The organism is Salinispora goodfellowii, from assembly GCF_059570675.1.
Genome location: NZ_JCANTD010000018.1, coordinates 32,231 through 58,880 on the forward strand (window position 1 = coordinate 32,231; position 26,650 = coordinate 58,880).

Below are 26,650 nucleotides of genomic sequence, written 5' to 3' on the forward strand. Positions count from 1 at the left end.
GCCGCCAGGCCGGCTACCGGCCGGCTCCAGTGAAGGGAGGTGCCGGATGCCCGCTCTCATCCGGCTGGGAGTTCTGGGGTGTGCCAGCATCGCGCTCCGTCGGTTTCTACCAGCATTGACCGAAGTGACCGGGATCGAGCTGAGAGCGGTCGCGAGCCGTGACCCCGCCCGGGCTCGTATGGTCGCCGGGCAGTTCGGATGCCGGGCTGCCGACGGGTACGACGAGTTGCTGGACCGGGCCGACATTGACGCCGTGTACATCCCACTGCCCACCGGGCTGCACGCGTACTGGGTGAGCCGGGCCTTGGCGGCCGGCAAACACGTGCTCTCCGAAAAGCCGCTCACCAGTGACCATGTCACCGCCCGCAAGCTGGTGAACCAGGCGGAGCAGGCGGGACTCTGGCTACTGGAGAACTACATGTTTCTCCACCACCGTCAGCACGAGGTGGTGCGCGACCTTGTCGCTGCGGGCCGGATCGGCACGACCCGGCTCCTCACCGCACGTTTCGGGATCCCGCCACTGGCCCCGACGAACTGGCGCTACCGCGGCGAGTTCGGCGGCGGTGCGCTGCTCGACGTCGGCGTCTATCCGCTGCGCGCCGCCACCTACTTCCTCGGCCCGGAGCTCGACGTCGTCGGCTCGGTGCTGCGGACGAGTCCGGTCAGCGGCGTTGACCTGGCCGGCCACGTCCTGCTGGCCACCCCGTCGGGCGTGACGGCCGAACTCTCCTTCGGCTTCGAGCACGCGTACCGATCCTGCTATTCGTTCTGGGGTGAACGGGCGCGACTCACCCTTGACCGGGCTTTCACTCCGCCGGCCACCCGGCAGCCGGTGATCCGGATCGAGGCTGAGGGCCATGCCGAGGAGGTGCTGCTCCCCGCAGATCATCAGTTCCGGAACATGGCAGAGTTCTTCGCCCGGTCCGTGCTCGATGGTGCGGACTACCGTCCGCAGGCGGAAGCGATCAACCTGCAGGCGGAACTGATCGACAAGGTGCGGACGCGCGCGGTGCGCGCCCCCGCGTCGCACGCGGACGCCCGGAGCGGGTGGATCGGCTGACAGGCCGTGCACCGGGTGCCGCGCTCGGGGAGGATCTCCCGCAGCTACTCCCGGCCCAGGTGGGACTACCGCGGTGGTTGGGCAGTGCTGCCGCGGGCGGCCATGAACTCCGCGACCATCGTCACGAACGCCTTCTTGTCGGTATCCGGAAGGAAGAAGTACGGCGCGATGACCTCGGAGAGCCCGGGCCGTACGAAGGTCATCGGCTGGTCACGCCGGTGGAGCGGCTCGATGACGCAGACATCCTCGGGGCGGGTGCCCCAGTAGGCCATGTCGGTGGCGACCGTGTACCACTGCTGTTCGGTCGCGATCAGACCGTACGCCCGGGCGACGGTCTGCTCCCGGAGACAGCGGGGAGCATGACTGGCGGCAGTGACCTGCAGCACCCGGTGCACGCCGTGCGCGGCGAAGATACCGGCCGCGGTCTCCAACTCGGAGACCGTGTTGCCGGCCCGCGGCATGATGATGCTGTCCCGTACCGACTGCTGGAAGGCGGCCCGTTGCGGGCCGGACAGCCGGGCCAGGAGCGGGCGTAGCCGGGGGAACTCCTCGAGCCGGGCGAGGTTCGCCAGGAAGAATCGCTTCGTGTACTCACCCTCGCTGATGCCGTCGCGCTGGGAGAAGCCGCTGCCCATGACGATGCAGCTGAGCTCGTGATCATGGCTTAGGGTCAGGACCTCCCGCGCCAGCGTGGCCGCGTCGCCCAACCGGTCGTCCCGGGGGCGACCAAGGACCAGGTCCTCCCACGCCTCCGTCTCGAGGTGACGACTGTGCAGAAGGATGCCCACCTTCGTGGTCAATACGGAACTCCTCCGGTGTGGGCCTGCTGGTGTGGTTCAGGATAACCAGCGTCGATCCCTGGTCGGGGCGGCGGGCACCCGGGCCAAGGCACCCGGGCCAAGGCACCCGGGCCAAGGCACCCGGGCCAAGGCTGGGCCCCGGCTATCGGCTGGCGACCAGCTTCTCGACCGTGTGCACGACCTCGGCGGGCGGGGGAAGTTCGGCGACTCCGGCGGCCAGGAACCGCGCGCGTTCGGTGTACCCGGGGTCGGCGAGGATTCGCCGGCAACCCGCGGCGATCGCCTCGACCGCCGCCCGGTCACCGTCCGGGGGTACCGGGGCGGCGGTCAGGCCCGCGCCGACGTCGGTGAGGGCCTTCGCGACGGACCGGGAGTAGTCGTTGTCGGGGACGACCAGCTGCGGTGCGCCGGCGTTCAGCACCGTCATCGTGGTAGCCGCCCCGCCGTGGTGTACCGCCAGATCACAGGTGGGGGCGACGACATCCAACGGTACCCAGCCGACCCGGACATCGTGGAACTGCGCGCCGAACTCCGCGGCGGCGCGCTCCGGAGCCGCGATCACCACCTCGGCGCCAGCCGCGATGAGCTGGTCCACCAGCTGTCGGATGACGCTGCTGCGCGAATGCAGGAAGAGGTTGCGCGTACCCGCCGTGACCAGCACCCGCGGGCGGTCGGCGGGCCGGGTGTACATCCATGGCTGCAGGCGACCCTGCCGGTTCTTCGGAATCCAGCGCATCGGCCAGGCGCCGGGGGTGGGCGACGGCCGGAGGGCCGGCGGGCACACGTCGATGAACAGGTCGGCCGCCGGTGGCCCGCTCAGGCCCAGTCGCTCCAGATCGGGGATGATTCCCGGCTCTGGCCGCAGCGGCACGATGTCCCAGTAGTGGCGCACGTACAGCGCCCGGGTCTCCACGGCGACGAGGCCGGGGACGTATGACAGGCCACCGACCACCACATCGGGCGGCCACTGCCCCGCCAACTCCACCAGGGCCCGCAACCGGGCCGCGGGCTTTCCCGGATGGGGCGTCGGGACCGCCGGCAATCCGATCGCCGCCGCGGTCTCCAGCAGCGGTTCGTCGGCGGTCAGCAGGATCTCGTGACCGGCGTTCCGGGCCGCGGTCGCCAGTGGCGCGATGCAGAACACGGTGGACTGACTACCCCCGACGGTGAACATGAATTTCATCGATTTGAGGTGCTTTCTGGGAGGTGGCGAAAGGGCGGGTGGGGCGCGGGTCAAGCCGGTTGGTGAGCTCCGGTCCGTGGGAGATCGCGCAGCGCACGATGCGGCAGATTCGGTCGATGTCCGCCGCGCCGACCGCCGGGCCCGTTGGCAGGGCGAGGACCTGCTCCGCCAGTCGTTCGGTGTGCGGCAGGGAGACCGGCCGCTGGGACCGGTAGGGCTCCAGCTGGTGACAGCCCGGGGAGAAATAGCGCTGCGCGCCCGCATTCTCCGCTCGGAGTATCCGCATCACCAGGTCGCGATGGATGCCGGTCACCGCTTCGTCAATCCGGAGGATGACGTACTGCCAGTTGGGCTCCTGGGCCTCGTCGAAGTCGACGACGGCCAGGCCGCCCAGTCCGCGCAGCGCAGCATGGTAGCGCGCGTGGTTGGCCCGATTGTGGCGCACGGTGGTGGCCATTGCGTCCAGCGAGGTCAGTCCCATCGCCGCGGATGCCTCGGTCATCTTGGCGTTGGTGCCGACCCCCACGCTACGGCCGTCGGTGGTGATCCCGAAGGTACGTAGCGCGCGAAGCTCCCCGGCGAGAGCGTCGTCGTTGGTTGCCACCGCACCGCCCTCGAAGCAGTTGACCACCTTGGTGGCGTGGAAACTGAACATCTCCGCGCTACCGAAACCACCGATCCGGCGGCCCTGGTGGCTGCACCCCAGTGCGTGCGCCGCGTCGAACACGAGCGTGAGGCCGTGCGCGGCAGCTACCTTCTCCAGCTCACCGGCCGGGCTGGGCCGGCCCCAGAGGTGAACCCCGACGATGCCCGAGGTGCGCGGGGTCAGCACCGTCTCGACCCGCTGCGGGTCGAGACATCCGGTCTCCGGGTCGACGTCGGCGAAGACCGGCGTCAGCCCCAGCATCGAGGCGGCATGTGCGGTGGCCACATAGGTCATCGCGGGCATGATGATCTCGCCGGTGAGCCCGGTGGCCTGGTAGAGCAGCTGCAGCGCCATGGTGCCGCTGCAGGTCGCCACGCAGTGCCGTACGCCCGCCAGCGTCGCGATGTGTTCCTCAAACTCCCGGACCAGGGCGCCATTGGTGAGCCACTTGTTGTCCAACGCGGTGCGCAGCCGCTCGAACAACCGCGACCGCTCTCCCACGCTGGGCGTTCCCACCTGCAGCATCCGTGGGAACGTCGGAGTCCCGCCGAGAATGGCGAGATCAGCGACCGTGTCTTTCACGCGCGGGCCTCCAAAAGCCGTACGACCTGTCGGACGAGCACCGTCGCGCACCGTGCTCGTACCCCGGTGGAGCCCGGCTGGTGGCATGCGGCGACGGGTGGTGCGGTGGACCCGCTCCACCGCCGTTCCAGTGGAGCTCCACCCGGGGTCGGTCGTCTCCGGCGAGGCTCGCAGACATGAGAATCCTCGTGACCGGGGGAGCCGGCTTCGTCGGCTCGCAGTACGTACGCAACCTCCTCGACGGCGTCTATCCGGGGTACGAGAACGCGGAGATCACCGTCCTGGACCTCCTCACGTACGCGGGGCGCCGGGCTAACCTGCCGGCTGCCGACCGTCGGCTGACCTTCGTCCGGGGCGACATCGGTAGCCGGTGCCTCCTTCTCGACCTGCTGCCGGGGCAGGACGCAGTCGTCCACTTCGCGGCCGAAAGCCACGTGGACCGGTCACTACAGGACGCGTCGCCGTTCCTGGCGACCAACGTGTTGGGCACCCAGACCCTGTTGGAGTGCTGCCTGCGTCTCGGCATCGAACGGATCGTGCAGGTCTCGACGGATGAGGTCTACGGCACCATCGCGGAGGGCGCCTGGACGGAGGAGTGTCCGCTCCGGCCGAACTCCCCGTACGCCGCCTCGAAGGCCGCGGCCGATCTGCTCGCCCGCGCCTATCACCGCTCCTACGGGCTGCCAGTGGTGATCACTCGCTGCACGAACAACTATGGGCCGTACCAGCATGTCGAGAAGGTGATCCCGCGGTTCGTCACCAACCTGCTGACCGGCCAGCCGGTGCCGCTCTACGGAGATGGCCAGAATGTCCGGGACTGGCTGCACGTCGCGGACCACTGCCGGGGGGTGCAACTGGCGCTGGAGCAGGGGCGCCCGGGTGAGGTCTACCATATCGGTGGTGGCGTCGAGCTGACCAACCGGGAGCTCACCGCACTCCTTGTGGAACTCTGCGGGGCCAGCTGGGACGCGGTCCGGTTCGTCGCCGACCGGTTGGGACACGACCGGCGCTACAGCCTCGACGACGGCAAGGCCCGCCACGAACTCGGCTATGCCCCGCAGGTGTCGTTCGAATCGGGCCTGGCCGCGGTCGTGAACTGGTACCGAGACAACCGCGACTGGTGGGCGGAGCGTACGCGCGGCACGCGACCAGACCGGGAGAGCGCCGGCTCGAGCATGGCGGTGCCCCGGTGAGCGCCCCGCGAGTGGTGATCACGGGCCTCGGTGTCGTGGCGCCGGGGGGTGTGGGTACGAAGGCGTTCTGGCATCTGATCACCGCCGGCCGGACCGCGACCCGGCCGATCACCGCTTTCGACGCTGCCGCGTTTCGGTCGCGGATCGCGGCCGAGGTGGACTTCGAGGCAGCGCAGGCAGATCTGTCCCACCGAGAGCGTCGTCGACTGGACCGAGCCGCCCAGTTCGCCCTGGTCGCGACGAGGGAGGCGATCGCCGACAGTGGCCTGGAGCCGGACCGGTTCGATCCCACCCGGGTTGGGGTGAGTCTCGGTACCGCCGTCGGTGCCACCTGCAACCTGGAGTCCGAATATCTTGCCCTCAGCGACACCGGCCGGGAGTGGGTCCTGGACCACCGGTATGCCAGCCCACACCTCTACGACTACTTCATGCCGGGCTCGATGGGGGCGGAAGTCGCCGCGGAGTGCAACGCCCAGGGGCCGGTCACTGTGGTCTCGGCGGGATGCACCTCCGGTCTGGACGCGGTCGGCCACGCGGCTGACCTGATCCGGGAGGGCGCCGCCGACGTGATGGTCACCGGCGGTACCGACGCGCCCATCTCGCCGATCACGGTCGCCTGTTTCGATGCCATTCGGGCGACCTCCCCGAGTAACGACGATGCCGCACACGCGTTGCGGCCCTTCGATCGCAACCGGAACGGCTTCGTTCTCGGCGAGGGCGCCGCCACGCTGGTGCTGGAGACCGAGGACCACGCGCGGGCCCGCGGCGCCCGGATCTATGCCGAGATCGCCGGCTTCGCCTCGCGGAGTAACGCCTACCATATGACCGGCCTCCGGCCCGACGGCGCCGAGATGGCCGCCGCCATCACCGCTGCCCTGGCCGAGAGCCGGCGCTCGCCCCAGTCCGTCGACTACGTCAACGCCCACGGCACGGCGACCAAACAGAACGATCGACATGAGACCGCCGCGCTCAAACGGGCACTCGGTCCGCACGCGTACCGGACCCCGGTCAGTTCGATTAAATCGATGCTCGGTCATTCGCTCGGGGCCATCGGATCGATCGAGATCGCCGCCTGTGCCCTCGCCCTCGACCAGGGCGTTGTCCCACCCACCGCGAACCTGCGCGAGCCGGATCCGGAGCTCGACCTGGACTACGTCCCGCTGCACGCCCGGGAGCAGCGGCTGGACACGGTGTTGAGCGTCGGCAGCGGCTTCGGCGGTTTCCAGAGCGCGATCGTGCTCACCCGGTTGGGCATGGGCCCGGCATGACCACAGCGGTGATCACCGGCATCGGCGTCGCGGCGCCGAACGGCGCCGGGACAGCGAACTTCTGGGCCGCTACGCTCGGCGGTGAATCCGGCATCGGGCCCATCCGCCGCTTTGACGCACGGGGCTATCCGGCCCGGCTGGGTGGCGAGATCGACGACTTCGATCCGGCTGAGCACCTGCCCCGCCGGCTGCTACCGCAGACCGACCGGATGACCCAGCTCGCCCTCACGGCGTCGGCGTGGGCGCTGGCCGACGCCGGGGTGGAGCCGGGCACCTACGACCCGGGCGAGACCGGGGTGGCGATGGCCGGGGCGTTCGGCGGCTTCGAGTACGGCCAGCGGGAGTTGGAGAACCTCTGGTGTTCCGGCCCGGAGCGGGTCAGCGTCTACATGTCGTTTGCCTGGTTCTACGCCGTGAACACCGGGCAGTTGTCCATCCGACACGCCATGCGTGGCCCGGCCGGCGTCGTCGTCGGTGACCAGGCCGGCGGGCTCGACGCGGTGGCGCAGGCCCGGCGCAACATCCGCAAGGGGGCACGGCTGATGCTCTCCGGCGGTTTCGACAGTTCCTTCTGTCCGTACGGGTGGGTCGCCCGGGTCAGCGACGGGACGCTGAGCACCGAGGAGGATCCGCGTACCGCCTACCTTCCCTTCGACCTCCGCGCCCGGGGCCAGGTCCCCGGCGAGGGAGGCGCGGTCCTGGTGGTCGAGGAGGCCGCCGCGGCCCGCCGTCGCGGTACCCGGATCTACGGGGAGATCGCCGGGTACGCCGCGACGTTCGATGCCGCGGCCCGACATGGCGGTGAGCGGGGTCTGGGCCGTGCGGTGGAGGCCGCTCTCGCCGATGCGGGGGTGACCCCCCGGGAGGTCGGGGTGGTCTTCGCGGACGGTTCCGGCTGGCCGGAAGACGACCGCGCCGAGGCCGAGACCATCGCGGCTGTCTTCGGTCCGCAGGGGGTGCCGGTCACGGTCCCGAAGACCATGACTGGACGGATGAGCTCCGGCGGTGCCCCGGTCGACCTCGCCGGTGCGCTGCTGGCGATGCGGGACGGGCTCATCCCGCCGACGGTCAATGTGCAAACGGTGGCCCCGGGCGTGCGGCTGGACCTCGTCACCGGTCTGCCCCGGCCCTGGCAGCCGGGGCCCGCATTGGTGCTGGCCCGGGGCCGGGGCGGCTTCAACTCCGCCATGGTGCTCCGGCCTGGCACCGCGGCCCCCGGCCGCACCGGAGCAGCCGGAGCCACCGACCGCGAAGCACTCACCCGATCAGGAGGGAAACGGCATGAAGCAGATGACACTGTCGGCCCTGGAGGAGATCATGCATAGGTGCGCGGGGGACGACGAGTCCACGGATTCGTTCCAACAAGCCCCCGAACGGGCCTTCGCTGACCTCGGCTACGACTCCCTCGCGCTCTTGGAGACCCAGAGCGTGATCCGGCGCGAGTACGGCGTTGACCTCTCCGAGCAGGCGGTGAGCACGGCGGAGACGCCGCAGCAGCTGGTTGACCTCGTGAACCGATGGCTGTTGGCCGCCTGACCGGCCCGCTGGCCCTGCTGATGCCGGGCCAGAGCGCCCAATACCAGGGGATGGGTACCGGGCTGTACCGCGACGTACCGGCATTCGCGGGGGTGATGGACGAGCTGTTCCTGCTGATGGGGGCGGCCGGAGACGAGCTCCGCTCGGACTGGCTCGCCGCTTCGCCCCGGGTGCCGATTGACCATGCCGATCGCTCCCAGCCGCTGCTCTTCGCGATCGACTATGCGCTCGGCCGGCTCCTGATGGACTGGGGACTGCGGCCGGGGGTTCTACTCGGGCACAGCATCGGCGAGTTGGCCGCGGCGACTCTGGCCGGGATCTTCGATTCGGCCAGCGCGGTCCGGATCGTGCGGCATCGGGTTGGCCAGTTCGCCACGGTGCCGGCGGGCGGGATGGCCGCCGTCGCCGCGTCCCGGGACCAGGTGCAGCCCCACCTCCGGCCGGGGGTCGACATCGGTGCGGTCAACGCGCCCCGGCAGACCGTGATTGCGGGTGCGGCCGAACCACTGCGGACCACCTTGGACGCGCTCCGGCGTGCGGGCTATACCTGGGCGCCGGTGCCGTCAACGGTGCCGTTCCACAGCGAGCTACTCCGTCCGGTGGCCGTCGCCGCCGGCCCGTTGCTGGCCAGCCTGCCGGCTCGGCCGCCACAGATACCCCTGGTTTCCGGGTACACCGCTGGCTACCTGACCGACGCCGAGGCGGGGGATCCCGGGTACTGGGCGCGTCAGCCGGTGGACCCGGTGCTGTTCTGGCCGGCCCTGACGACCCTGGCGGACGCCGGGCCGCAGCTGCTGGTCGAGTGTGGCCCGGGCAACGGCCTGGCGACCCTCGCGCGGCGGCTGCCGCAGGTTCGCTCCGGGCACAGCAAGGTACTTGCGCTGCTCGGCCCGCCGGCGGGCCCGTCCCGGGAGGCCGAGCAACTCGCCGCCGCCGCTGCCCGCCTCGGGCTATCCCCGCCCTGACCAGGCTTTCTCCGAACACCAGCCACGGAGGGGACATGCCCCTCCAGAATTGTGGAGGCGAGATGGTGACCTACCAACCGGCCCCGTTCACCCAGGTCGGCCGCCCGGCGCTGGTTCGCGGCCCGGGCGACTGGTGGGGACGCGTCGAGTTGATCACCCCGGCGATGTGCGGCCCCAACTCGCTCTTTGTCGGGCAGCTCGGGGACTGGACGTGGGACGCAGTGGGCGCCGCCTGCCACCTTGACCCCTACTCCGCGGTGGATCCGGACGGTAACCCGGTCTATCTCTCCTTCGCGTACTTCCGGGTTCAGGCCTGCCGGGAGCTGTCCGTCGAGCAGTTGACCTTCGGTGACCGGCTGCGGGTCCGTTCCAAGGTCTTCTCCTGCGGCGGTGATTCGGTGCTGACCGTGCATCAGGTCAGCCGCCACGAGGGGGCATCTGGCACGGCCCGGAGCGGGGGCGCCGCCCGCACCGACGACTTCTTCAGGTACGACACGCCCGGCTGCCTGCACGTCGAGACGTTCAACCGGTGGATCCAGCGCTCCGGTGCGGGAACAAACCACGGGTTGCGGCGGGCCACGCCGGTCGGCTTCCGGGTGGATCACCTGGAGCAGATCGCCGACGAGTACACACCGCGGCGAATCGTGTCGAATGTCCGCCGGGCCGCCGGGTTCCGATCGGTGGGGGAGCCACCGCCCCAGGTTCGCGTGGCGCTGACCTATCAGGTGAGCGCCAGCCGCGATCTGAACGGTGTCGGCCTCCTGTACTTCGCGTCGTACTTCTCGATAGTGGATTGGGCCGTCCTGCAGCTGTGGCGCTCGCTCGGCCGGTCGGTGGCGAGCTTCCTGCGCCGGCGGGTCCTGGACCGGCAGGTCTGTCTGGTGGCCAACGCCAACGCCGACGACGTGCTCGATGTCGACGTCATGATGTACCGAGATCTTTCGGGGGAGGAGGTGGTCGATGTGAGCCTCCGTCGCCGCCAGGACGGCAGCCTGCTCGCTGTGGCGCGTCAGCGGATCATCCGGCCAGGGGACTGACGGCGGGCTGTTCCGCCGCTACGACCCGAGGTGGTCATTGATGAAATCGACCAGTGCCCGGGGCGTGTGGACGCGTTCCAGGTCGTCCTCGGAGATCGGGACGCCGTAGTCGCGTTTGATTCGGCTGTGCGTCTCCAGCAACGCCAGCGAGTCGTACCCCAATTCGTCAAAGGGCTGGTCTGGGGCGTGCTCGAACGACTGCCAGTCCCCGTCCCAGACGTACTGGCGCATGAGGAGCTCGAGCTCCTGCAAGGTGATCGGCGGCACGAACGACTCCTTCGCCCAGCGGTCGATGCGGCTGCCGGCACCCGGTGCCGCATCCGGACCATTGTTGGATCGCGTCGTGCCGATCCTGCGGCCCCGACCTCCGGGTGCGCTCGAGGGCGAATCGAACCTCGTCCCGGCGAGTCGGCGGCGAACGGCTGGACGGGAGCCGGGGAGTCTCTGCAGAATACGTGCGTGCGTGCTCAGCAGCCGAACCCGGACGAGGTCCGAGCCCGCCTGCGCCATCTCGCGCGACTGCGGCAGGTTCGGGACCGCATCGACCGGGAGTACGCGCAGCCGCTGGACGTGCAGGCGTTAGCCCGCGGGGTGAACATGTCCGCCGGGCATCTCAGCCGTGAGTTTCGCCTTGCCTACGGTGAGTCGCCGTACGCGTACCTGCTGACCCGGCGGGTGGAGCGGGCGATGACGCTGCTGCGCCGCGGCGACATGACCGTGACGGAGGTCTGCTTCGCGGTCGGCTCCTCCTCGCTGGGGACGTTCAGCACGCGGTTCACCGAACTGGTGGGCGTGCCCCCCAGCACGTACCGACGGATGGCCTCGGAGGCGACGGCGGGGATGCCGTCGTGTGTGTCGAAGCAGGTGACTCGGCCGGTGCGGAGCCGACCGGCGGGGGAGCGGCAGCCGGCCTGAAACCGGGACGACCCGAGCCCGGCTTGAGCGCTGCCGGAGCACCGCCGGCCAGACTTCGGCCAGGTAGCCACCGGCCGGCTGGGAGTCCTGGTGTGTCCGGATTTCAGGTCGAGGGGTGGCGGCGCCCGCCCGCGGCACTGCCCGGCGGGACGACACGGAGCCATCCGTCGTGAGGAGGACTCAGGTGAAGGGCATCGTCCTGGCCGGCGGCTCGGGGACGCGGCTACACCCGGTGACCCTGGCGCTGTCGAAACAGCTCCTGCCGGTCTACAACAAACCGATGATCTACTACCCCCTCTCGGTGCTCATGCTCACCGGGATCCGGGACATCCTGATCATTTCCACGCCACGGGACCTGCCGCTGTTCGAGCGGCTCCTCGGCGACGGCTTCCGGTTCGGCCTGTCGATCTCGTACGCCGCCCAGCCGGTTCCGCGGGGCCTGGCCGACGCCTTCATCATCGGTGCGGAGCACGTCGGACCCGACCCGGTCGCCCTCATCCTGGGCGACAACATCTTCCACGGCTACCGGTTCTCGGAGCAGCTGCAGGCGGAGAGCCGGGACATCGACGGGTGCGTGTTGTTCGGCTACCCGGTCACCGATCCGCAGCGGTACGGGGTGGGGGAGACCGACGCGACGGGGCGGCTCATTTCCATCGAGGAGAAGCCACGTGTGCCCCGGTCGAATCGGGCGATCACCGGGTTGTACTTCTACGACAACGACGTGGTCGATATCGCCAAAAACGTTCGTCCGTCGGCACGTAACGAGGTCGAGATCACCCGAGTCAACCAGGTCTACCTGGAGCGGGGTAAGGCGAGACTGGTCGATCTGGGCCGTGGGCTGGCCTGGCTCGACGCCGGCACCTACGACTCGTTGCTTCAGGCGAGTCACTACCTGCAGGCCCTGGAGCAGCGGCAGGGCATTCATATCGCCTGTCTCGAGGAGGTGGCCCTGCGGATGGGTTTCATCGACGCTGAGGCATGCCATGCTCTTGGTGCCGAGTTGGCGCATACCGACTACGGTCGGTACGTCCTGAACGTGGCGGCGGAAGCACGTTGAGTTTCGCTGCTCCTGGCCGGCGGAGCCGGCGCGGTGTCGGTGGTCCTGGTCGGTTTGGTCATGCGGACGGAACGGACCGGTCGGGCGAGCAGAGATTGATCAGGGCTGCGGTCAGGGCGATGGCAAAGAGCCCGACGATGACCAGCACTGGTATGCGGAAGGCGGTCAACCAGTCGCCGGTGCGATCGAGGCTCGCGAAGAGGGCCGTGCCGACGAGACCAACTCCCAGACCGCCACCGAGTGCCTGCCCGGCCTCGAGCATCCCGCCAGCGCTGCCGCCCTGGGTCCGTGGCACGGGAGAGAGGGCAACGGTCAGGTTCGGAGCGATCACCAGGCCGCCGGCCACCCCCGAGGTGATCAGTCCGCCACCCAGCCCGACCACGAGCAGCGGCAGCGTGGCCGCGTGCGGGGAGTCCGGGTCGGGAAGGAAGAGGTCGGCGACGAGGAGGGCGGTGAGCCCGATCCCCGCGAGGAGCAGGCCCGAAACCACCAACGGTTTGCCGAGCCGTCCCGCCTTGGACCCGGCGATCACCGCACTGACGGCGGCTCCCAGGGGCAGTGGGGTGAGCGCGATCCCGGTCACCAACTCGTCATGCCCGAGTCCGTGTTGTAGATATTCCGACATCAGGTAGTAGATGCCGTCGTAGCCGGCGGCGTAGCAGATGGCGATGATGATCCCCGCCGAGAAGGAGCGGAACCGGAACAGCCGCATGTTGAACATCGGTTCACCGTGACGGGCGGATCGCGTCTCCCAGCGCACGAACCCAACCAGCACCGCCACCGCCGTGGCCAGGAGCGTCCAGGTCAACCAACCCGGCATCTGCTCACCCTGGACCAGCCACAGAAAGCCCAGCCCGACCATCAACAGGACGGCGCCCACCAGGTCCATCCGTGGCCGCTCGGCCCGCTCCGCGACGGGGAGAAATCGCCACCCGAGAACCGCGATGACGATCCCGATCGGCACGTTGACCAGAAAGGCCCACCGCCAGCCCCACTCGGCACCCCCGACGGCGATCAGCCCGGCGCCGAGTACCGGGCCGATCAGCCGGGCGACGTTGATCCCGGCGGCGACCGCTCCGAACGGAAGTCCCCGTTCCCGGGGGGGAAATATCCGCTGAATTGTCCCGAATGCCTGGGCGAGTGCCAGCCCGATGCCCGCGCCCTGGACCAATCGGGAGGCGATCAGCCACGCCTCGTGTGTGGCCAACGCCGCGGTTGCACTCGCCACCACGAACGCCACCACGCCGGTCACGAAGATGTTGCGCCGGCCGTGTATGTCACCGAATCGGCCCGCAGGCACCAGCACCAGGCCGATCGCCAGGTAGAACGCCGACACCAGCCACTGCTGGGTACTCGAATCCAACTCGAGCGCAGTGCGGATCGTTGGCATCGCGATCACCACCAGGGCGATGTTGAGCCCGGTGATGAAGGTGATCAGCGTACTCACCGCCACCACCGGAACCCGCGGCACCGGACGACCCGATCCGGTCCGGGGCAGTCCCCGCTGATGCTCCGTGGTCACGACAGGGCTGCCCGAAGAGCTGAGCGAAGGGTCATGTACGCAATAACGATCCGCGGCGGAGCTTGGCCGCGCGGGAGGCTCCTTGCGGCCGACGCACCGGTGCTGGCACGTGGTCGATTGGTCCGCCGCCGAACGGGGTGTGCCCTGCCCGGCCGCTTCCCGGCCAGCGGCGAATGTCACTGGTCCACGGGATCGGTGTTGCGGCCGGGGCAGCGGCTGGCAGCATCGGTGCTATTGCCAAGCCGGAGGAGGCCACCCTGAGCGCCCAACATCCTGCCGCCGTCCTCTTCGACATGGATGGCACCCTGGTGGACAGCGAGAAGCTGTGGGACATCGCGCTGCACGAGCTGGCAGCCACCTACGGCGGCGTGCTCTCCGCGACCACCCGCCAGGCCATGATCGGAACGAGTATGGCGGCCTCGATGCAACTCCTCCACGAGGACCTGGGCCAGCCGGAACGCGACCTGCAGGCCAGTGCCGCGTGGATCAACGCACGGATCCTGGAGCTGTTCCGCGACGGGCTGCAGTGGCGGCCGGGCGCGCTGACCCTGCTGCGCGCCGTCCGTGCCGCGCGGATCCCGACGGCCCTGGTCACCTCCAGCGCTCGGGCGTTGGTGGAGGTTGCCCTCGACACCCTGGGGCGGGACAGCTTCGACACGGTGGTGTGCGGGGACGAGGTGGATGCGGCCAAACCACACCCGATGCCCTACCTGACCGCGGCCCGGCTGCTCGGCGTGCCGATCGGCCGCTGCGTGGCGATCGAGGACTCCCCGGCTGGGGTGGCGAGTGCCCTCGCCGCGGGTGCGGCGGTCCTCGCGGTACCGGCGGAGGTGCCGGTGGAGCCCTGCGCCGACGTACACCAACTGGCGAGCCTGGCCGCGGCCGACCTGGAGCTCCTGGCGGCGCTGCTCGGGGGACCGCTCGCCAGATGCCGCCTTCGGCGCTCGGTAGCGCGCGGCCGCTCCGGCGATTTTCCACAGTGTGCGGAAGGGCCCCGGTGCCCGGGGCCCTTCCGAGCTGGCTCAGTCGTGGGCGATAGCGCCCAGGACATCGATGCGCGCGGCGCGCACCGCGGGAATCACCGCGGCGAGGACGCCGACGAGTGCGCCGAGGCCGACCATCGCCCCCATGTCCGCCCAGGGCAACACCAGGTCGGTGATGCCCTCGTCGCGCAGCGCCTCGACGACGGCCACGCCGAGGCCGGAGCCGACGGCGATGCCGAGCAGCGCACCGAACACCGAGATCACCACCGCCTCCACGGTGATCATGCCCATGGTCTGCGCCCGGCCGAGGCCGACCGCGCGGAGTAGCCCGAGCTCCCGGGTGCGTTCGAGCACTGACAGGGCCAGGGTGTTGATGATGCCGAGCACCGCGATCACGATGGCCAACAGCAGCAGGATCTGGATCATTCGCAACAGGCCGTCGAGCTGGGAGGTCTGCTGCTCGACGAACGCGTCCCGGTCGGCTACCGACACCTCCGGGCTGTCCGCCAGGAGTGTCTCCACCCGCGGCAGCACGTCAGCGGCCTGGGCATCAGGCTGGAGCTGGATGAAACCCGCCATCGGCTGGGGAACGGTGAAGCCCTGCGCCGCGGTGACCGGCAAAGTGATCGGATCGAGGAACTCAGCGGCTTCGTAGATCCCGCTGACGGTGTAGGTCTTCGCCTCAGCGCGGGCCAACTGCACCGGCACGGTGGAGCCGACGGAGAGTCCGCGCGAGGCCGCCACATCCGAGCTGACCAGCATCTGATCCGGCCCGAGTCGACTGATGTCCCCGGCGGTGGCCCGCGCGCCGAAGATCTGCGTCAACGTCGACACGTCGCTGTTGGCGCCCACCCAGGTGCGCTCGTCGCCGACCTGGGCCAGATCGCCGTATGATCCGCCGACCAGCGCCACCTCGGGCAGCGCCGCGGTCTCCTCCAGCACCGCCGGGTCGAACGTCGACGGTCGGGGCCCGGTCTGCGCGCCGGCGATCACCAACTCGGCTTTGATCGTGTCCCGGGCCAGGCCGCTGATGCTGCTCTTGGTGGAATCCAGAATGACGGTGACCCCGGTGACCAGGGCGATGCCGACCATCAGCGCGGCCGCAGTGATCGCCGTACGGCGTGGGTTTCGTCCGGAGTTGAGCCGGCCCAGCTTGCCCGGCATCCACCAGGAGAAGATCCCGCCGAGTAGACCGACCACCGGTCGGCTGATCATCGGGGTCAGGAACGCCACCCCGATGAAGGCGAAGAGCACGCCACCGAGGATGGTGATCAGGGTGTTGCCGCCGGCATGCCCGCCGAGGCCCAGGAAGAGCAGCGTAGCGCCGGTCGAGGTTACCGCTGCGCCCGCCACCGTGACCTTGGTCAGGGGCCGGTCCGGTGTCGCGACATCCTGCATCGCCGCGATCGGCGGGATCCGGGACGCCCGCAGCGCGGGCAGCAGCGCCGCCACCACCGTGATGATCAGGCCGACGCCGAACGCCCCGATAACCGCTGCCGGGGGTACGCCGATCCCCGCCAGGTCCAGCCCGCCGGAGAGGTTGCCGAACAGGTACGCCAGCAGCGCGCCGATGCCGACGCCAGCGCCGAGGCCGAGCACGGAGGCGAGTAGGCCGACCGCCACCGCCTCCAGGATCACCGAGCCGATGATCTGGCGGCGGCCCGCCCCGACAGCGCGCATCAGCGCCAACTCCCGGGTGCGCTGCGCCACGATGATCGAAAACGTGTTGATGATCAGGAACGTGCCCACCAGCAGTGCCACCGCGGCGAAGCCGAGCAGGATTCGGTTGAAGAAGGACAAGCCCTCTTTCAGCGTCGCCGCGGCGTCCGCGGAGAGCTCGGCACCGGTCTTCACCTCGAAGTCAGCCCCGAGCGCGGCGGCGATGTCGTCGCGCAGCCGATCGTTGGCGACGCCGTCCGCGGCGGTGACCGTGACGTTCGTGAAGGCGTCGCCCTGGCCGAGCATCAACTGCTGCGCTACCGGAGTGGTGAACATGATCTCGTTGAGGCCGCCGATGGAGTCGCGGCCTCCGCTGTAGCCGAAGACGCCAACGATGGTGAATTCCTGCTTCGGCTCGAGCGTGAGCACGCCCACCCGATCGCCGACGGCGACCCGGCCGGCCGTGGCCAGGGCGGCATTGACCAGGATCTCGTCAGCTGCCTGCGGCTCCCGGCCCTCGCGCAGCTGCACGAGATCGCTCACGCCCACCCAGTTCGCACCGATTTGGGGCGGCCCGAAGGAGGTGACCACCTTGCCGTTGCTGCCGATCAGGCGCGCGCCGTCGGCGGCCACGATGCCGGTGGCATCGGCCACCCCGGCGACACCCCGGATGCGCTCCACCGTCTCGGCCGGCACCGGCGCCGCCACCGCCTCGCCCTCGAAGTCACCCACCTCCATTCTTGGCTTCGCGGAGACGTTGACGTCCACCCCTTCGTACGCGTCGGCGAAGACGGCGTCGAAGGAACGGCCGAGGGTGTCGGTGAGCACGAACGCGCCCGAGACGAACATGACGCCGAGTACCACCGCCAACCCGGACAGGAGCAGCCGGAGCTTGCGTGCCAGCAGGCTTTTGAGGGTCGCCCGGAACATCAGTCGCCCACCTCGACCTGGGTGTCGAGCTTCTTCATCGTGTCCAGCACCGTCTCCGCCGTCGGCTCGATCAGCTCGGAGACGATCTGTCCGTCGGCGAGGAAGACCACCCGGTCGGCGTAGGCGGCAGCGGTCGGGTCATGGGTGACCATGACAATGGTCTGCCCGTGCTCCCGCACCGAGTTGCGGAGGAACTTCAGCACCTCCGCGCCGGCCCGGGAGTCGAGGTTGCCGGTCGGCTCGTCCGCGAAGATCACCTGTGGGCGGCTGACCAGTGCCCGCGCGCACGCCACCCGCTGCTGCTGCCCACCGGAGAGCTGCGCCGGCCGGTGATCCAGCCGATCCCGCAGGCCGACGGTTTCGATCACCGTGTCGAACCAGGCTGGGTCCGGCTTGCGCCCGGCGATCGACAGCGGCAGCAGGATGTTCTCCTTTGCGGTCAATGTCGGCAGCAGGTTGAACTGTTGGAAGATGAACCCGACCTGATCGCGCCGCAGCTTGGTCAGACCGGCATCCCCCAGGCCGGTGACCGTGGTCTCGCCGATCGAGACCGTGCCTCGGGTTACGGAGTCCAGCCCGGCGAGGCAGTGCATCAACGTCGACTTGCCCGAACCGGATGGCCCCATGATCGCGGTGAACCGGCTCTGCTCGAACTCACAGCTGACCCCGCGAAGCGCGATCACCTGTGCCTCCCCGCTGCCGTACACCTTCCACACCTCGCTCGCGCGGGCCGCGGCCTGCGCCTGACGGCCTACCGTCGCGGTCACGTCTTCTCCCTCTGTCGTTCGGTCCACGCCGTCCCCCTCGGCCGGCGCGGCAGTCCCATCATGGGCGTTACCCGGCCCGGATCCCTCCGACTTGGGGCGGACCCGTGGCGGATTTTGTGCTGCGGGTACCCCCGATCGCTACTCCGGGTTGTCCCTGAGCGTCCGTGAACTCGAACCGCGTCGCGACGGCTCGACCCTGCATGGTGAGGTCCAGTGATGGTCAACCCGTCTTGCCCGCTGTTGGTCACGGTAGGTGAGCGGGACAACCTCGCGGCGCGGGGCGGACCGTCAGCTCCGGGGCTGGATCAGCCCGGACCCGTACGCCGGCACCACCGCCGGCACCCGGTGTCCACTCAACCCCCGGCGCCGGTCACTCGTCGGCGCCGGGCGACATCGGCCGGGGCCGTGAGTCACGGAGCGAGTCGGCGGGGTCCGGGCCGACCGGGAACGGCGGTGGCGTGCCCCCGAAACTCGGACACAACCGTTGGTGGCTGCACCAGTCACAGAGTCGGCTCGGCCGCGGGCGGAAGTCCCGGGCGGCGGTGGCCGCCTCGATGGCCCGCCACAGCGCCACCACCGTGCGCTCGAATCGCACCAATTCGTCGGCGTCCGGGGTGTAGTCGCAGACCTCCGCGTCTTTCAGGTAGAGCAGCCGCAGTACCCGTGGCACCACGCCGCGGGTACGCCACAGCACCAGGGCGTAGAACTTGAGCTGGAACAGCGCCCGCGCCTCGAAGGCCTCCCGCGGTGCGCCGCCGGTCTTGTAGTCGACCACCCGCAGCGCGCCGTCCGGCGCCACGTCCAACCGGTCCAGGTAGCCCCGGATCAGCAACTCCTCGTCCACCACCGCGGAGACCAGACTCTCCCGCTCGGCCGGCTCCAGGCGGCGCGGATCCTCCACCGCGAAGTAGCCCTGAAGCAGCCCCGCGGCCGAGCGCAGGAACGTCGACCGGGCCTCGGCGTCGTCGGTGAACAGGGCGGCCAGCTCCGGCTGCTCGGTGACCAGCCGTTCCCACTGCGGAGCCACCAGGTCGCTGGCCGCCCTCGGGGTGCGGTCCGCGGGGGACTGGTCGAACAGGCGCTCCAGTACGGCGTGGACCAGGGTGCCCCGGGCCTGCTCCACGCTGGGCTGCTCGGGCAGCCGGTCGATGCTGCGGAATCGGTAGAGCAAGGGGCAGGTCTTGAAGTCGGCCGCCCGGGAGGGGGACAGCGAAGCCCGTACCGTGGCCGGTACCTCCGCCGTGGGCGAGAGCTGCTGGGCTGCCACCGGATCCGCTGTCATGACCGGAAAGGGTAGGGCACCGGGGTGACAGCCTGACCCGCGCCGTCTGCAGGGCATGATCCGCTCCCGCGTAGCATCGGGCCGGTGGAGTCCAGAAGGCGAGTCCGGCACCGGCCGGCCGGGGTGACCGTCGGCCGGGTGATCGGGGTGCCGCTGCACCTCGAGTGGTCGATGCTGCTGCTCACCCTGGCCGTGACCGTGCTGTACGCCGAGTTCGCCCGTCAGGAACTCGCCCTGCCTCCGGCCAGTGGCTATCTGATCGGCCTCGGCTTCGTCGTCTCCCTGCTCGGGTCGGTGCTGTTGCACGAGCTCGGTCATGCCCTCACCGCCCGTAGATTCGGGATCGGGGTCAAGGGCATCACCCTGGAACTGCTCGGCGGCTACACCGAGATGGACCGAGATGCGCCGACGCCCCGGATCGATCTGCTGGTGTCCCTCGCCGGGCCGGCGGTCTCCGCGGTACTCGGTGCGGCGGCGGTCGCCGTCACCCTGGCGTTACCCGATCACACGCTGGGTCATCAGCTAGCCTTGCAGCTCGCGGTGAGTAACGTCGTGGTCGCGGTGTTCAACGTGTTGCCCGGGTTGCCGCTCGATGGCGGCCGCGCGTTGCGGGCCGCCGTCTGGGCCGCCACCCGGGACCGGCATCGGGCCACCGAGGTGGCGGGCTGGGTTGGTCGGGTTGTCGCCGCCGGCACGGGCGGGGCCGCCGTCGTACTAGCCCTGACCGGTCCCCCGACGCCGCTGGTGCTGCTCGCGATGCCGCTGATGCTGCTGGTCGCGTTCACCCTCTGGCGCGGCGCCGGGCAGTCCATTCGGCTGGCTCGGATCACCCGCCGGCTTCCGCTGATCGATCTCCCCCGGCTGGCCCGTCCGGTCTGCGCCGTTCCGGCCGGCACTCCACTCGCCGAGGCGCAGCGCCGCGCCGCCGGAACCGACCCACCGGCCGCACTGCTGGTCACCGACTCCGCGGGCTGCCCACACGCCCTGGTCGATCCGGCTGCCGCCGCGGCGGTCGCGGTCAACCGTCGGCCCTGGTTGCCGGTGGACGAGGTGGCCCGGCCGTTGGCCGAGGTGCCGACCGTGCCGGTCGGCCTCGACGGCGAGCAGGTGATGGAGACCGTGCGGCAGCACCCGGGCGCACAGTTCGTGGTGACCTCAGGCGAAGATGTCGTCGGCATCCTGTACCTCGCGGATCTTGCTCAACTGCTCGAACCCCACCGGAGATGAACACGTGACCGCACCGCCCTCCGACGTGCCCGACCAGCACGTCCCCGCCCCGCCTCCAGCGCGCCGGGGGCCGTTTCAGCCCGGTGACCGGGTGCAGCTGACCGACCCGAAGGGTCGAATGCACACCGTCACCCTCGAGCCGGGTAAGGAGTTTCACACCCACCGCGGCATCCTGCACCACGACGCACTGATCGGTCAGCCCGACGGCAGCGTCGTCAGCACCGCCGGCGGTGGTACGGCGTTTCTGGCTCTGCGCCCGCTGCTCGCCGACTATGTCCTGTCGATGCCGCGTGGCGCCCAGGTGATCTACCCGAAGGACTCGGCCCAGATCGTCGCGATGGGTGACGTCTTCCCCGGCGCGCGGGTGCTGGAGGCGGGGGCCGGGTCCGGCGCGCTGAGCTGCTCCCTGCTGCGTGCCGTCGGCCCCACCGGAGAGCTGCACTCGTGGGAGGTGCGCGACGACTTCGCCCAGATCGCCCGACGGAACGTCGAGGCGTTCTTCGGCGGCCCGCACCCGGCCTGGCGGCTGCGGGTCGGGGACGTGGCGGCGAATCCGGAGACCGGCTTCGACCGGGTCATCCTGGACATGCTCACGCCCTGGGAGAAGCTCGACATGGTCGAGCGGGCCCTGGTGCCCGGCGGGGTGCTGATCGGGTACGTCGCCACCACCCCGCAGCTTTCCGAGCTGGTGGAGGCGCTGCGGGAGCGGGGTGGCTGGACGGAGCCACGGGCCTGGGAATCCCTGGTCCGGGACTGGCACGCGGAGGGGTTGGCCGTTCGGCCCGACCACCGCATGATCGCGCACACTGCGTTCCTGGTGTCGGCGCGTAAGCTCGCCCCGGGGGTTACCGCCCCACCTCGCCGACGCAAGCCCAGCAAGGGGATGGAGGCCTACGCGCAGCGCCGTGCAGCGCTGCGGGAGGCGGCGGCCGCCCAGGCCGACTCGGCGCGGGAGGATTGACGGTCATGACGGTCGAGCAGGACGGCGGGGAATGACGCAACAGCGGCCGACCGGCGTGGACCGGTGGTGCGGGGAGGCGGAATGAAACGGCCGGGCCTGGGCGGTGGTGACGTACCAGCGGTGTTTCCGGACTGGTCGCCGTATCGGGACCTCGAGTCCGCGGCACGCGCCTACCTGCGCGACCCGGACGTGGCCCTGGAGGCTCTCGGCGGGGTGCTCCGCGGCGCCTCCGTGCTCGGCTTCACCCTGGAGCGGTTCGTCAACGAGGTCAACGGCGTCTGGCAGGAGGTGGTCATCTGTGATGGCAGCCGCCTGGTCCTGTGGCACGGCGAGGACATCCCGCCCGGAGACGGCCCACCTGGCTCGATGACCTCTTCGCTGCGGGTGGTTCCGGTCTCCTCGGTCACCGAGGTCGGCTGCCGGCGGCGACTCACCCGCGCCGACGACGGGACCGTGCGGGTGGACGGCATCGATGTATACCTGTTGTTGAGGTCGCTGGACGAGGTGCCGTCGGGCGAGGAGGGGGCCGGTTCTCCCCGGCACGACGCGTTACGCTTCGGCAAGACCCTGGACGACGGCGGCGCCGGGCAGATCGCCCGCCTGGAGGAGTTCGCCCGGTTGGTCGCCTCGGCCGTCGGTCGGCCACTGCGCTGAGTAGCGCCCACTCGGCTGAGGGCTGACTGCTCGCGGCTGAGGGCTGACTGCTCGCGCTCGGCCGGGAGCGGCTCGGTGCGGCAGCACCACGACCGGCGGTGGCGTCCACCCGGCGGTGGCCGTCAGTCTTCGGCTTCCGGGCCCGCGACTGGTGTGCCGTCGCCGGTGCGGAGCACGTGGATGCACTCGCCCGGGCACTCCTTCGCCGAGTCGATGACCTCAAGGCGGAGGTGTTCCGGCACCTCTACCCGGCCACCCGGGGCCTGCACCAGCTCACCATCCGGTCCTTTGACGTAGGCCAGGCCGTCGATGTCGAACTCGAAGACCTCTGGCGCGTACTGGACGCAGAGCCCATCGCCCGTGCACAGGTCCTGGTCCACCCAGACCTGTAGCTGGCCCGTCGCGACCTCGATCACCGTTCCCCCAGGTTCGTCCGTCGTTCGCCTTGACGGTACCCGAACCGTCGGAGGTGTTCCCGGGCCCACCCGGAGCGATCAAGGTTCGGTGACGAGGGTGTCGCATGGGACCGAATCGGCCTCATAGCGGCTAGTGTTAGGGCAGAACGTTCAAGCCCGGGGAGGTGGGACGTGGCACGCAGCGACGACGTGGACTCGCGCGCCGCACGGTGGGAGAAGGAGGCCCACGATCTCTCCACGCAGGTCGCGTTCCTGCAAGAGGAACTCGCTCTGGTGCGGCGCAAGTTGACCGAAAGCCCCCAACAGGTCCGGCAGCTCGAAGAGCGGCTGGCGGTCGCCCAGGCGCAACTGGCGCGGCTGACTGAGAACAATGAGCGGCTCGTGAGCACTCTCAAGGAGGCGCGAGCGCAGATCGTGACGCTCAAGGAGGAGATCGACCGGCTCGCCCAGCCGCCGAGCGGCTACGGGGTCTTCCTGGCGCGACACGACGATGGCACGGTGGATGTGTTCACCGGTGGCCGGAAGCTCCGGGTAGCCGTCTCACCGTCCCTGGAGGTGACCGACCTGCGCCGGGGGCAGGAGGTGCTGCTCAACGATGCGCTCAACATCGTTGACGCGTTCGGCTATGAGCGGGCCGGTGAGGTGGTCATGCTCAAGGAGGTGCTCGCCGGGCCGGACGGCGCTCCCGCCGACCGCGCCCTCGTGGTCTCCCACTCGGACGAGGAGCGCGTCGTGCACCTCGCGGAGACGTTGATCGAGGCCCCGATTCGGGCGGGTGACTCCCTCATGATCGAGCCGCGCTCGGCGTACGCCTATGAGCGGATTCCGAAGAGCGAGGTCGAGGAGCTGGTCCTGGAGGAGGTGCCGGACGTCGACTACACCGACATCGGTGGTCTTCACGCGCAGATCGAGCAGATCCGCGACGCGGTGGAGCTGCCGTTCCTGCACGCCGACCTGTTCCGGGAGCACCAGCTTCGGCCACCGAAGGGCATTCTGCTCTACGGCCCGCCGGGCTGCGGCAAGACGCTGATCGCCAAGGCGGTGGCCAACTCGCTGGCGAAGAAGATCGCCGAGCGACGTGGCGAGGAGAAGCACACCAGCTACTTCCTCAACATCAAGGGTCCGGAGCTGCTCAACAAGTACGTCGGCGAGACCGAGCGGCACATCCGGCTGGTCTTCCAGCGGGCCCGGGAGAAGGCCGGCGAGGGCACGCCGGTGATCGTGTTCTTCGACGAGATGGACTCCGTGTTCCGTACCCGGGGCTCCGGTGTCTCGTCGGATGTGGAGAACACCATCGTCCCGCAGCTACTCAGCGAGATCGATGGGGTGGAGGGCCTGGAAAACGTCATCGTCATCGGCGCCTCCAACCGGGAGGACATGATCGATCCGGCGATCCTGCGGCCAGGTCGGCTGGATGTCAAAATCAAGATCGAGCGGCCGGATGCCGAGGCGGCGAAGGACATCTTCTCCAAGTACATCCTCCCCGGCCTGCCCCTGCACCCGGACGACCTGGCCGAGCACGGCAGCGATCCGCAGGCCACCGTGGCGGCGATGATCGACGCGGTCGTTCTGCGGATGTACTCGGAAACCGAGGAGAACCGCTTCCTCGAGGTCACCTACGCCAACGGCGACAAGGACGTCCTCTACTTCAAGGACTTCAACTCCGGGGCGATGATCCAGAACATCGTGGACCGGGGCAAGAAGATGGCCATCAAGGAGTTCCTCACCTCGGCCCGGAAGGGCCTGCGGCTGCAACACCTCCTCGATGCCTGCGTTGACGAGTTCCGAGAGAACGAGGACCTACCCAACACCACCAACCCCGACGACTGGGCGCGGATCTCCGGAAAGAAGGGCGAGCGGATCGTCTACATCCGTACGCTCGTCTCCGGCGGCAAGGGCGCCGATGCGGGCCGGTCCATCGAGACCGCCAGTAACACCGGCCAGTATCTCTGACGACGGAGGTTACGGGCCCGGGTCGTGGTTGGACCCGGGCCCGTAACCTCCGCTGGGTGCGGGTCCGTACCGTTCGCTGGGTAATTGCTCCGCACCGCGACGTCACGATCGGGTGCGATGCCGACTACTCTCGACGAAGGGATCGGTCGGGGCGAGTGAAGCGGGTAGGTTGATGAGCGTTAGACGGATCATGGGCACCGAGGTCGAGTACGGCATCTCCGTTCCCAGTCAGGTCGGGGCCAACCCGATGGTCACCTCCTCGCAGGTGGTCAACGCCTACGGGGCGCGCCCCGAACTCAACCGCGGGGGGCGCGCTCGCTGGGACTACGAGGAGGAGTCGCCGCTGCGCGACGCTCGTGGCTTCACCTATTCCGGTGCCGCGTACGACCCGGCCGAGGCCCTCGCCGACGAGGATCTCGGCCTGGCCAACGTGATCCTCACCAACGGCGCCCGGCTGTACGTGGACCATGCCCACCCGGAGTACTCCACTCCCGAGGTGACCAACCCGTGGGACCTGGTGCGCTGGGACAAGGCGGGGGAACTGGTGATGGCCGAGGCGGCCCGACGGGCCGCCACCATCCCCGGTAGCCACCCCATTCACCTGTACAAGAACAACACCGACAACAAGGGCGCCAGTTACGGCGCCCACGAGAACTACCTGATGCGGCGGCAGACCCCTTTCGCCGACATCGTCACGTATCTGACCCCGTTCTTTGTCACCCGGCAGATCGTCGCCGGGACCGGGCGGGTCGGCCTCGGCCAGGACGGCGGGCAGAGTGGCTTCCAGATCTCCCAGCGCGCCGACTTCTTCGAGGTCGAGGTGGGGCTGGAGACCACGCTCAAGCGGCCCATCATCAACACGCGCGACGAGCCGCACGCCGATGCCGACAAGTACCGCCGGCTGCACGTCATCATCGGCGACGCCAATCTGTCGGAGATCTCCACGTACCTCAAGGTCGGCACGACCGCGCTGATTCTCACCATGATCGAGGAGAAGGCGCTCGTCGCTGACCTCGGCATCGCGGACCCGGTCAGTGAGCTCCGTGCGGTCAGCCGCGACCCCTCCCTCGGCCACCTCATGCGGCTGCGGGACGGGCGGCGGCTCACCGCGTTGGATGTTCAGTGGGCCTACTACGAGCGGGTGCGCTCCTTCGTGGACGACCGGTACGGCAGCGACGTCGACGAGCAGACCGCCGACGTGTTGGAACGGTGGGAGAGCGTGCTGGACCGCCTGGGCCGGGACGTCTTCCTCTGCGCTGAGGAGCTCGACTGGGTGGCGAAGCTGCGGTTGCTGGAGGGCTACCGGGAGCGGGAGAAGCTCGGCTGGGGGGCGTCCAAGCTGCAACTGGTCGACCTGCAGTACTCCGATGTTCGCCCGGAGAAGGGGCTCTACCACCGGTTGGTGTCGCGGGGTGCGATGCGGACACTGCTGCCCCAGGAGGCGGCCCAGGTCGCGATGACCGAGCCGCCGGAGGACACCCGGGCCTACTTCCGGGGCCGCTGCCTCGCCCAGTTCGCCTCCGAGGTGGTTGCGGCGAGTTGGGATTCGGTCATCTTCGACGTGGGCCGGGAGTCGCTGGTGCGGGTGCCGATGATGGAGCCGGAGCGCGGCACCCGCGCGCACGTCGGTGCCCTCTTTGACCGCTGCGAGAGCGCCAAGGATCTGCTGGAGACGCTCACCGGTGGTTGAGCCGTCCCACGCGGTGGCCCGGGGTCACGTGACTGGCGCGCGACGGGCCATTTCGTCGTCCGCGCGAGGTAAGTTCGTCGCAGACGATCGTGGAGGAGGCAGCCATGGCGAGCCGTGACAGCGGTGGGCAGTCGCAGACCGGCCGGTCCCAGCAGAGCGAGGAGATCGAGGACGTCACGACGGAGGCGAGCGCGGAGGCCGCCGAGCGCCACGCCGAGATCACCGAGGACGTGGACGACCTACTCGACGAGATCGACTCCGTCCTTGAGGAAAACGCCGAGGAGTTCGTCCGGGGCTACGTGCAAAAGGGTGGCGAATAGGAGTCGGGGCAGGATTCGCCACCACCTGGACACGATCACCGCGC

At 69.7% G+C, this 26,650-nt stretch carries 24 protein-coding genes and 1 pseudogene; 16 read left to right on the plus strand and 9 right to left on the minus strand.

The genetic code is table 11. The features are described from left to right. Positions 1 to 46 precede the first annotated feature (46 nt). A complete protein-coding gene (locus T398_RS16965) occupies positions 47 to 1,060 on the plus strand; it encodes a Gfo/Idh/MocA family protein (RefSeq protein ID WP_496448104.1) in 1,014 nt (337 codons plus the stop codon). A 65-nt stretch (positions 1,061 to 1,125) separates the two neighbouring features. On the opposite strand, the gene T398_RS16970 is transcribed toward T398_RS16965, so the two are convergent. From T398_RS16970 to T398_RS16980, 3 genes are all read right to left on the minus strand, one after another. Next, positions 1,126 to 1,860, minus strand: coding sequence for a YdcF family protein (locus T398_RS16970; RefSeq protein WP_496448106.1), 735 nt, complete (start codon positions 1,858 to 1,860; stop codon positions 1,126 to 1,128). A 142-nt stretch (positions 1,861 to 2,002) separates the two neighbouring features. Then, entirely contained in the window at positions 2,003 to 3,034 is a 1,032-nt protein-coding gene (locus tag T398_RS16975) for a glycosyltransferase (RefSeq protein ID WP_496448202.1), read from the minus strand. After that, entirely contained in the window at positions 3,015 to 4,271 is a 1,257-nt protein-coding gene (locus tag T398_RS16980) for a DegT/DnrJ/EryC1/StrS family aminotransferase (protein WP_496448108.1), read from the minus strand. The genes T398_RS16975 and T398_RS16980 overlap by 20 nt, the downstream gene beginning before the upstream one ends. Positions 4,272 to 4,447: 176 nt before the next feature. Between T398_RS16980 and rfbB the strand changes: the two genes are divergently transcribed. The 6 genes from rfbB (at position 4,448) to T398_RS17010 (ending at position 10,270) form a co-directional block, all read left to right on the plus strand. Next, positions 4,448 to 5,464, plus strand: a complete 1,017-nt coding sequence (rfbB, locus tag T398_RS16985) for a dTDP-glucose 4,6-dehydratase (RefSeq protein WP_496448110.1) — start codon at positions 4,448 to 4,450, stop codon at positions 5,462 to 5,464. Beyond that, positions 5,392 to 6,732 carry a beta-ketoacyl-[acyl-carrier-protein] synthase family protein gene (locus T398_RS16990; protein WP_496448111.1) on the plus strand — a complete coding sequence of 447 codons (1,341 nt, stop codon included), beginning with the start codon at positions 5,392 to 5,394 and terminating at the stop codon, positions 6,730 to 6,732. The genes rfbB and T398_RS16990 overlap by 73 nt, the downstream gene beginning before the upstream one ends. Then, positions 6,729 to 8,057, plus strand: a complete 1,329-nt coding sequence (locus T398_RS16995) for a ketosynthase chain-length factor (RefSeq protein ID WP_496448113.1) — start codon at positions 6,729 to 6,731, stop codon at positions 8,055 to 8,057. The genes T398_RS16990 and T398_RS16995 overlap by 4 nt, the downstream gene beginning before the upstream one ends. Beyond that, complete coding sequence (locus T398_RS17000; RefSeq protein WP_496448203.1) at positions 8,023 to 8,268, plus strand: acyl carrier protein; 246 nt, start codon at positions 8,023 to 8,025, stop codon at positions 8,266 to 8,268. The genes T398_RS16995 and T398_RS17000 overlap by 35 nt, the downstream gene beginning before the upstream one ends. Next, positions 8,250 to 9,233, plus strand: coding sequence for an acyltransferase domain-containing protein (locus T398_RS17005; protein ID WP_496448114.1), 984 nt, complete (start codon positions 8,250 to 8,252; stop codon positions 9,231 to 9,233). Before T398_RS17000 ends, T398_RS17005 begins: the two co-directional genes overlap by 19 nt. A 62-nt stretch (positions 9,234 to 9,295) precedes the next feature. Further along, positions 9,296 to 10,270 carry an LnmK family bifunctional acyltransferase/decarboxylase gene (locus T398_RS17010; RefSeq protein ID WP_496448115.1) on the plus strand — a complete coding sequence of 325 codons (975 nt, stop codon included), beginning with the start codon at positions 9,296 to 9,298 and terminating at the stop codon, positions 10,268 to 10,270. A gap of 18 nt (positions 10,271 to 10,288) precedes the next feature. On the opposite strand, the gene T398_RS17015 is transcribed toward T398_RS17010, so the two are convergent. Continuing rightward, entirely contained in the window at positions 10,289 to 10,537 is a 249-nt protein-coding gene (locus T398_RS17015; protein WP_496448116.1) for an acyl carrier protein, read from the minus strand. Positions 10,538 to 10,729: 192 nt separating this feature from the next. Here T398_RS17015 and T398_RS17020 point away from each other — a divergent pair, with 192 nt between their 5' ends. Both T398_RS17020 and rfbA read left to right on the plus strand, forming a co-directional pair. Continuing rightward, positions 10,730 to 11,185 carry a helix-turn-helix domain-containing protein gene (locus T398_RS17020; RefSeq protein ID WP_496448118.1) on the plus strand — a complete coding sequence of 152 codons (456 nt, stop codon included), beginning with the start codon at positions 10,730 to 10,732 and terminating at the stop codon, positions 11,183 to 11,185. Between the two features lie 184 nt (positions 11,186 to 11,369). Next, the gene (gene rfbA / locus T398_RS17025) at positions 11,370 to 12,242 is read left to right on the plus strand and encodes a glucose-1-phosphate thymidylyltransferase RfbA (protein ID WP_496448119.1); all 873 of its coding nucleotides are present in this window, start codon (positions 11,370 to 11,372) and stop codon (positions 12,240 to 12,242) included. 58 nt (positions 12,243 to 12,300) lie between these two features. Here rfbA and T398_RS17030 read toward each other — a convergent pair whose 3' ends face one another. Further along, entirely contained in the window at positions 12,301 to 13,698 is a 1,398-nt protein-coding gene (locus T398_RS17030; RefSeq protein ID WP_496448205.1) for an MFS transporter, read from the minus strand. A gap of 359 nt (positions 13,699 to 14,057) precedes the next feature. On the opposite strand from T398_RS17030, the pseudogene T398_RS17035 reads away from it, so the two are divergent. After that, positions 14,058 to 14,690 (plus strand): annotated as a pseudogene (locus tag T398_RS17035) (HAD family hydrolase); the annotation flags it as partial. Positions 14,691 to 14,786: 96 nt separating this feature from the next. On the opposite strand, the gene T398_RS17040 reads toward T398_RS17035, so the two are convergent. From T398_RS17040 to T398_RS17050, 3 genes are all read right to left on the minus strand, one after another. Then, positions 14,787 to 17,336, minus strand: coding sequence for an ABC transporter permease (locus tag T398_RS17040; RefSeq protein WP_496448120.1), 2,550 nt, complete (start codon positions 17,334 to 17,336; stop codon positions 14,787 to 14,789). After that, entirely contained in the window at positions 17,336 to 18,103 is a 768-nt protein-coding gene (locus T398_RS17045; RefSeq protein WP_496448122.1) for an ABC transporter ATP-binding protein, read from the minus strand. The genes T398_RS17040 and T398_RS17045 overlap by 1 nt, the downstream gene beginning before the upstream one ends. Before the next feature lie 370 nt (positions 18,104 to 18,473). After that, a complete protein-coding gene (locus T398_RS17050; protein WP_496448124.1) occupies positions 18,474 to 19,385 on the minus strand; it encodes a RecB family exonuclease in 912 nt (303 codons plus the stop codon). A 138-nt stretch (positions 19,386 to 19,523) separates the two neighbouring features. On the opposite strand from T398_RS17050, the gene T398_RS17055 reads away from it, so the two are divergent. The 3 genes from T398_RS17055 (at position 19,524) to T398_RS17065 (ending at position 22,227) form a co-directional block, all read left to right on the plus strand. Then, positions 19,524 to 20,612 (plus strand): M50 family metallopeptidase, encoded by a 1,089-nt coding sequence (locus T398_RS17055; RefSeq protein ID WP_496448206.1) that lies wholly within the window; start codon positions 19,524 to 19,526, stop codon positions 20,610 to 20,612. 4 nt (positions 20,613 to 20,616) lie between these two features. After that, a complete protein-coding gene (locus T398_RS17060; protein ID WP_496448126.1) occupies positions 20,617 to 21,573 on the plus strand; it encodes a tRNA (adenine-N1)-methyltransferase in 957 nt (318 codons plus the stop codon). An 81-nt stretch (positions 21,574 to 21,654) separates the two neighbouring features. Then, positions 21,655 to 22,227, plus strand: coding sequence for a hypothetical protein (locus T398_RS17065; RefSeq protein ID WP_496448128.1), 573 nt, complete (start codon positions 21,655 to 21,657; stop codon positions 22,225 to 22,227). A gap of 122 nt (positions 22,228 to 22,349) precedes the next feature. Here T398_RS17065 and T398_RS17070 read toward each other — a convergent pair whose 3' ends face one another. Further along, positions 22,350 to 22,643: a ferredoxin gene (locus T398_RS17070; protein WP_018219805.1), complete on the minus strand. Its 294-nt coding sequence runs from the start codon at positions 22,641 to 22,643 to the stop codon at positions 22,350 to 22,352. A gap of 171 nt (positions 22,644 to 22,814) precedes the next feature. Here T398_RS17070 and arc point away from each other — a divergent pair, with 171 nt between their 5' ends. The 3 genes from arc to T398_RS17085 all read left to right on the plus strand — a co-directional run bounded on the left by arc (position 22,815) and on the right by T398_RS17085 (position 26,606). Continuing rightward, positions 22,815 to 24,596, plus strand: coding sequence for a proteasome ATPase (gene arc, locus T398_RS17075; RefSeq protein ID WP_496448130.1), 1,782 nt, complete (start codon positions 22,815 to 22,817; stop codon positions 24,594 to 24,596). 172 nt (positions 24,597 to 24,768) lie between these two features. Beyond that, positions 24,769 to 26,286: a depupylase/deamidase Dop gene (gene dop / locus T398_RS17080; RefSeq protein ID WP_496448131.1), complete on the plus strand. Its 1,518-nt coding sequence runs from the start codon at positions 24,769 to 24,771 to the stop codon at positions 26,284 to 26,286. A 104-nt stretch (positions 26,287 to 26,390) separates the two neighbouring features. Continuing rightward, positions 26,391 to 26,606: a ubiquitin-like protein Pup gene (locus T398_RS17085; RefSeq protein ID WP_018219802.1), complete on the plus strand. Its 216-nt coding sequence runs from the start codon at positions 26,391 to 26,393 to the stop codon at positions 26,604 to 26,606. Positions 26,607 to 26,650 lie beyond the last annotated feature (44 nt).

What these genes read in the sequence shown, in the direction of transcription:
- T398_RS16965 (WP_496448104.1), top strand. Translation starts at nt 47, where the DNA reads ATGCCCGCTCTCATCCGGCTGGGAGTTCTGGGGTGTGCCAGCATCGCG.
- T398_RS17050 (WP_496448124.1), bottom strand. Translation starts at nt 19,385, where the DNA reads ATGACAGCGGATCCGGTGGCAGCCCAGCAGCTCTCGCCCACGGCGGAG.
- T398_RS16975 (WP_496448202.1), bottom strand. Translation starts at nt 3,034, where the DNA reads ATGTTCACCGTCGGGGGTAGTCAGTCCACCGTGTTCTGCATCGCGCCA.
- T398_RS17010 (WP_496448115.1), top strand. Translation starts at nt 9,296, where the DNA reads ATGGTGACCTACCAACCGGCCCCGTTCACCCAGGTCGGCCGCCCGGCG.
- dop (WP_496448131.1), top strand. Translation starts at nt 24,769, where the DNA reads ATGAGCGTTAGACGGATCATGGGCACCGAGGTCGAGTACGGCATCTCC.
- T398_RS17005 (WP_496448114.1), top strand. Translation starts at nt 8,250, where the DNA reads ATGGCTGTTGGCCGCCTGACCGGCCCGCTGGCCCTGCTGATGCCGGGC.
- T398_RS17085 (WP_018219802.1), top strand. Translation starts at nt 26,391, where the DNA reads ATGGCGAGCCGTGACAGCGGTGGGCAGTCGCAGACCGGCCGGTCCCAG.
- rfbB (WP_496448110.1), top strand. Translation starts at nt 4,448, where the DNA reads ATGAGAATCCTCGTGACCGGGGGAGCCGGCTTCGTCGGCTCGCAGTAC.
- T398_RS17065 (WP_496448128.1), top strand. Translation starts at nt 21,655, where the DNA reads ATGAAACGGCCGGGCCTGGGCGGTGGTGACGTACCAGCGGTGTTTCCG.
- T398_RS17040 (WP_496448120.1), bottom strand. Translation starts at nt 17,336, where the DNA reads ATGTTCCGGGCGACCCTCAAAAGCCTGCTGGCACGCAAGCTCCGGCTG.
- T398_RS16995 (WP_496448113.1), top strand. Translation starts at nt 6,729, where the DNA reads ATGACCACAGCGGTGATCACCGGCATCGGCGTCGCGGCGCCGAACGGC.
- T398_RS17000 (WP_496448203.1), top strand. Translation starts at nt 8,023, where the DNA reads ATGACACTGTCGGCCCTGGAGGAGATCATGCATAGGTGCGCGGGGGAC.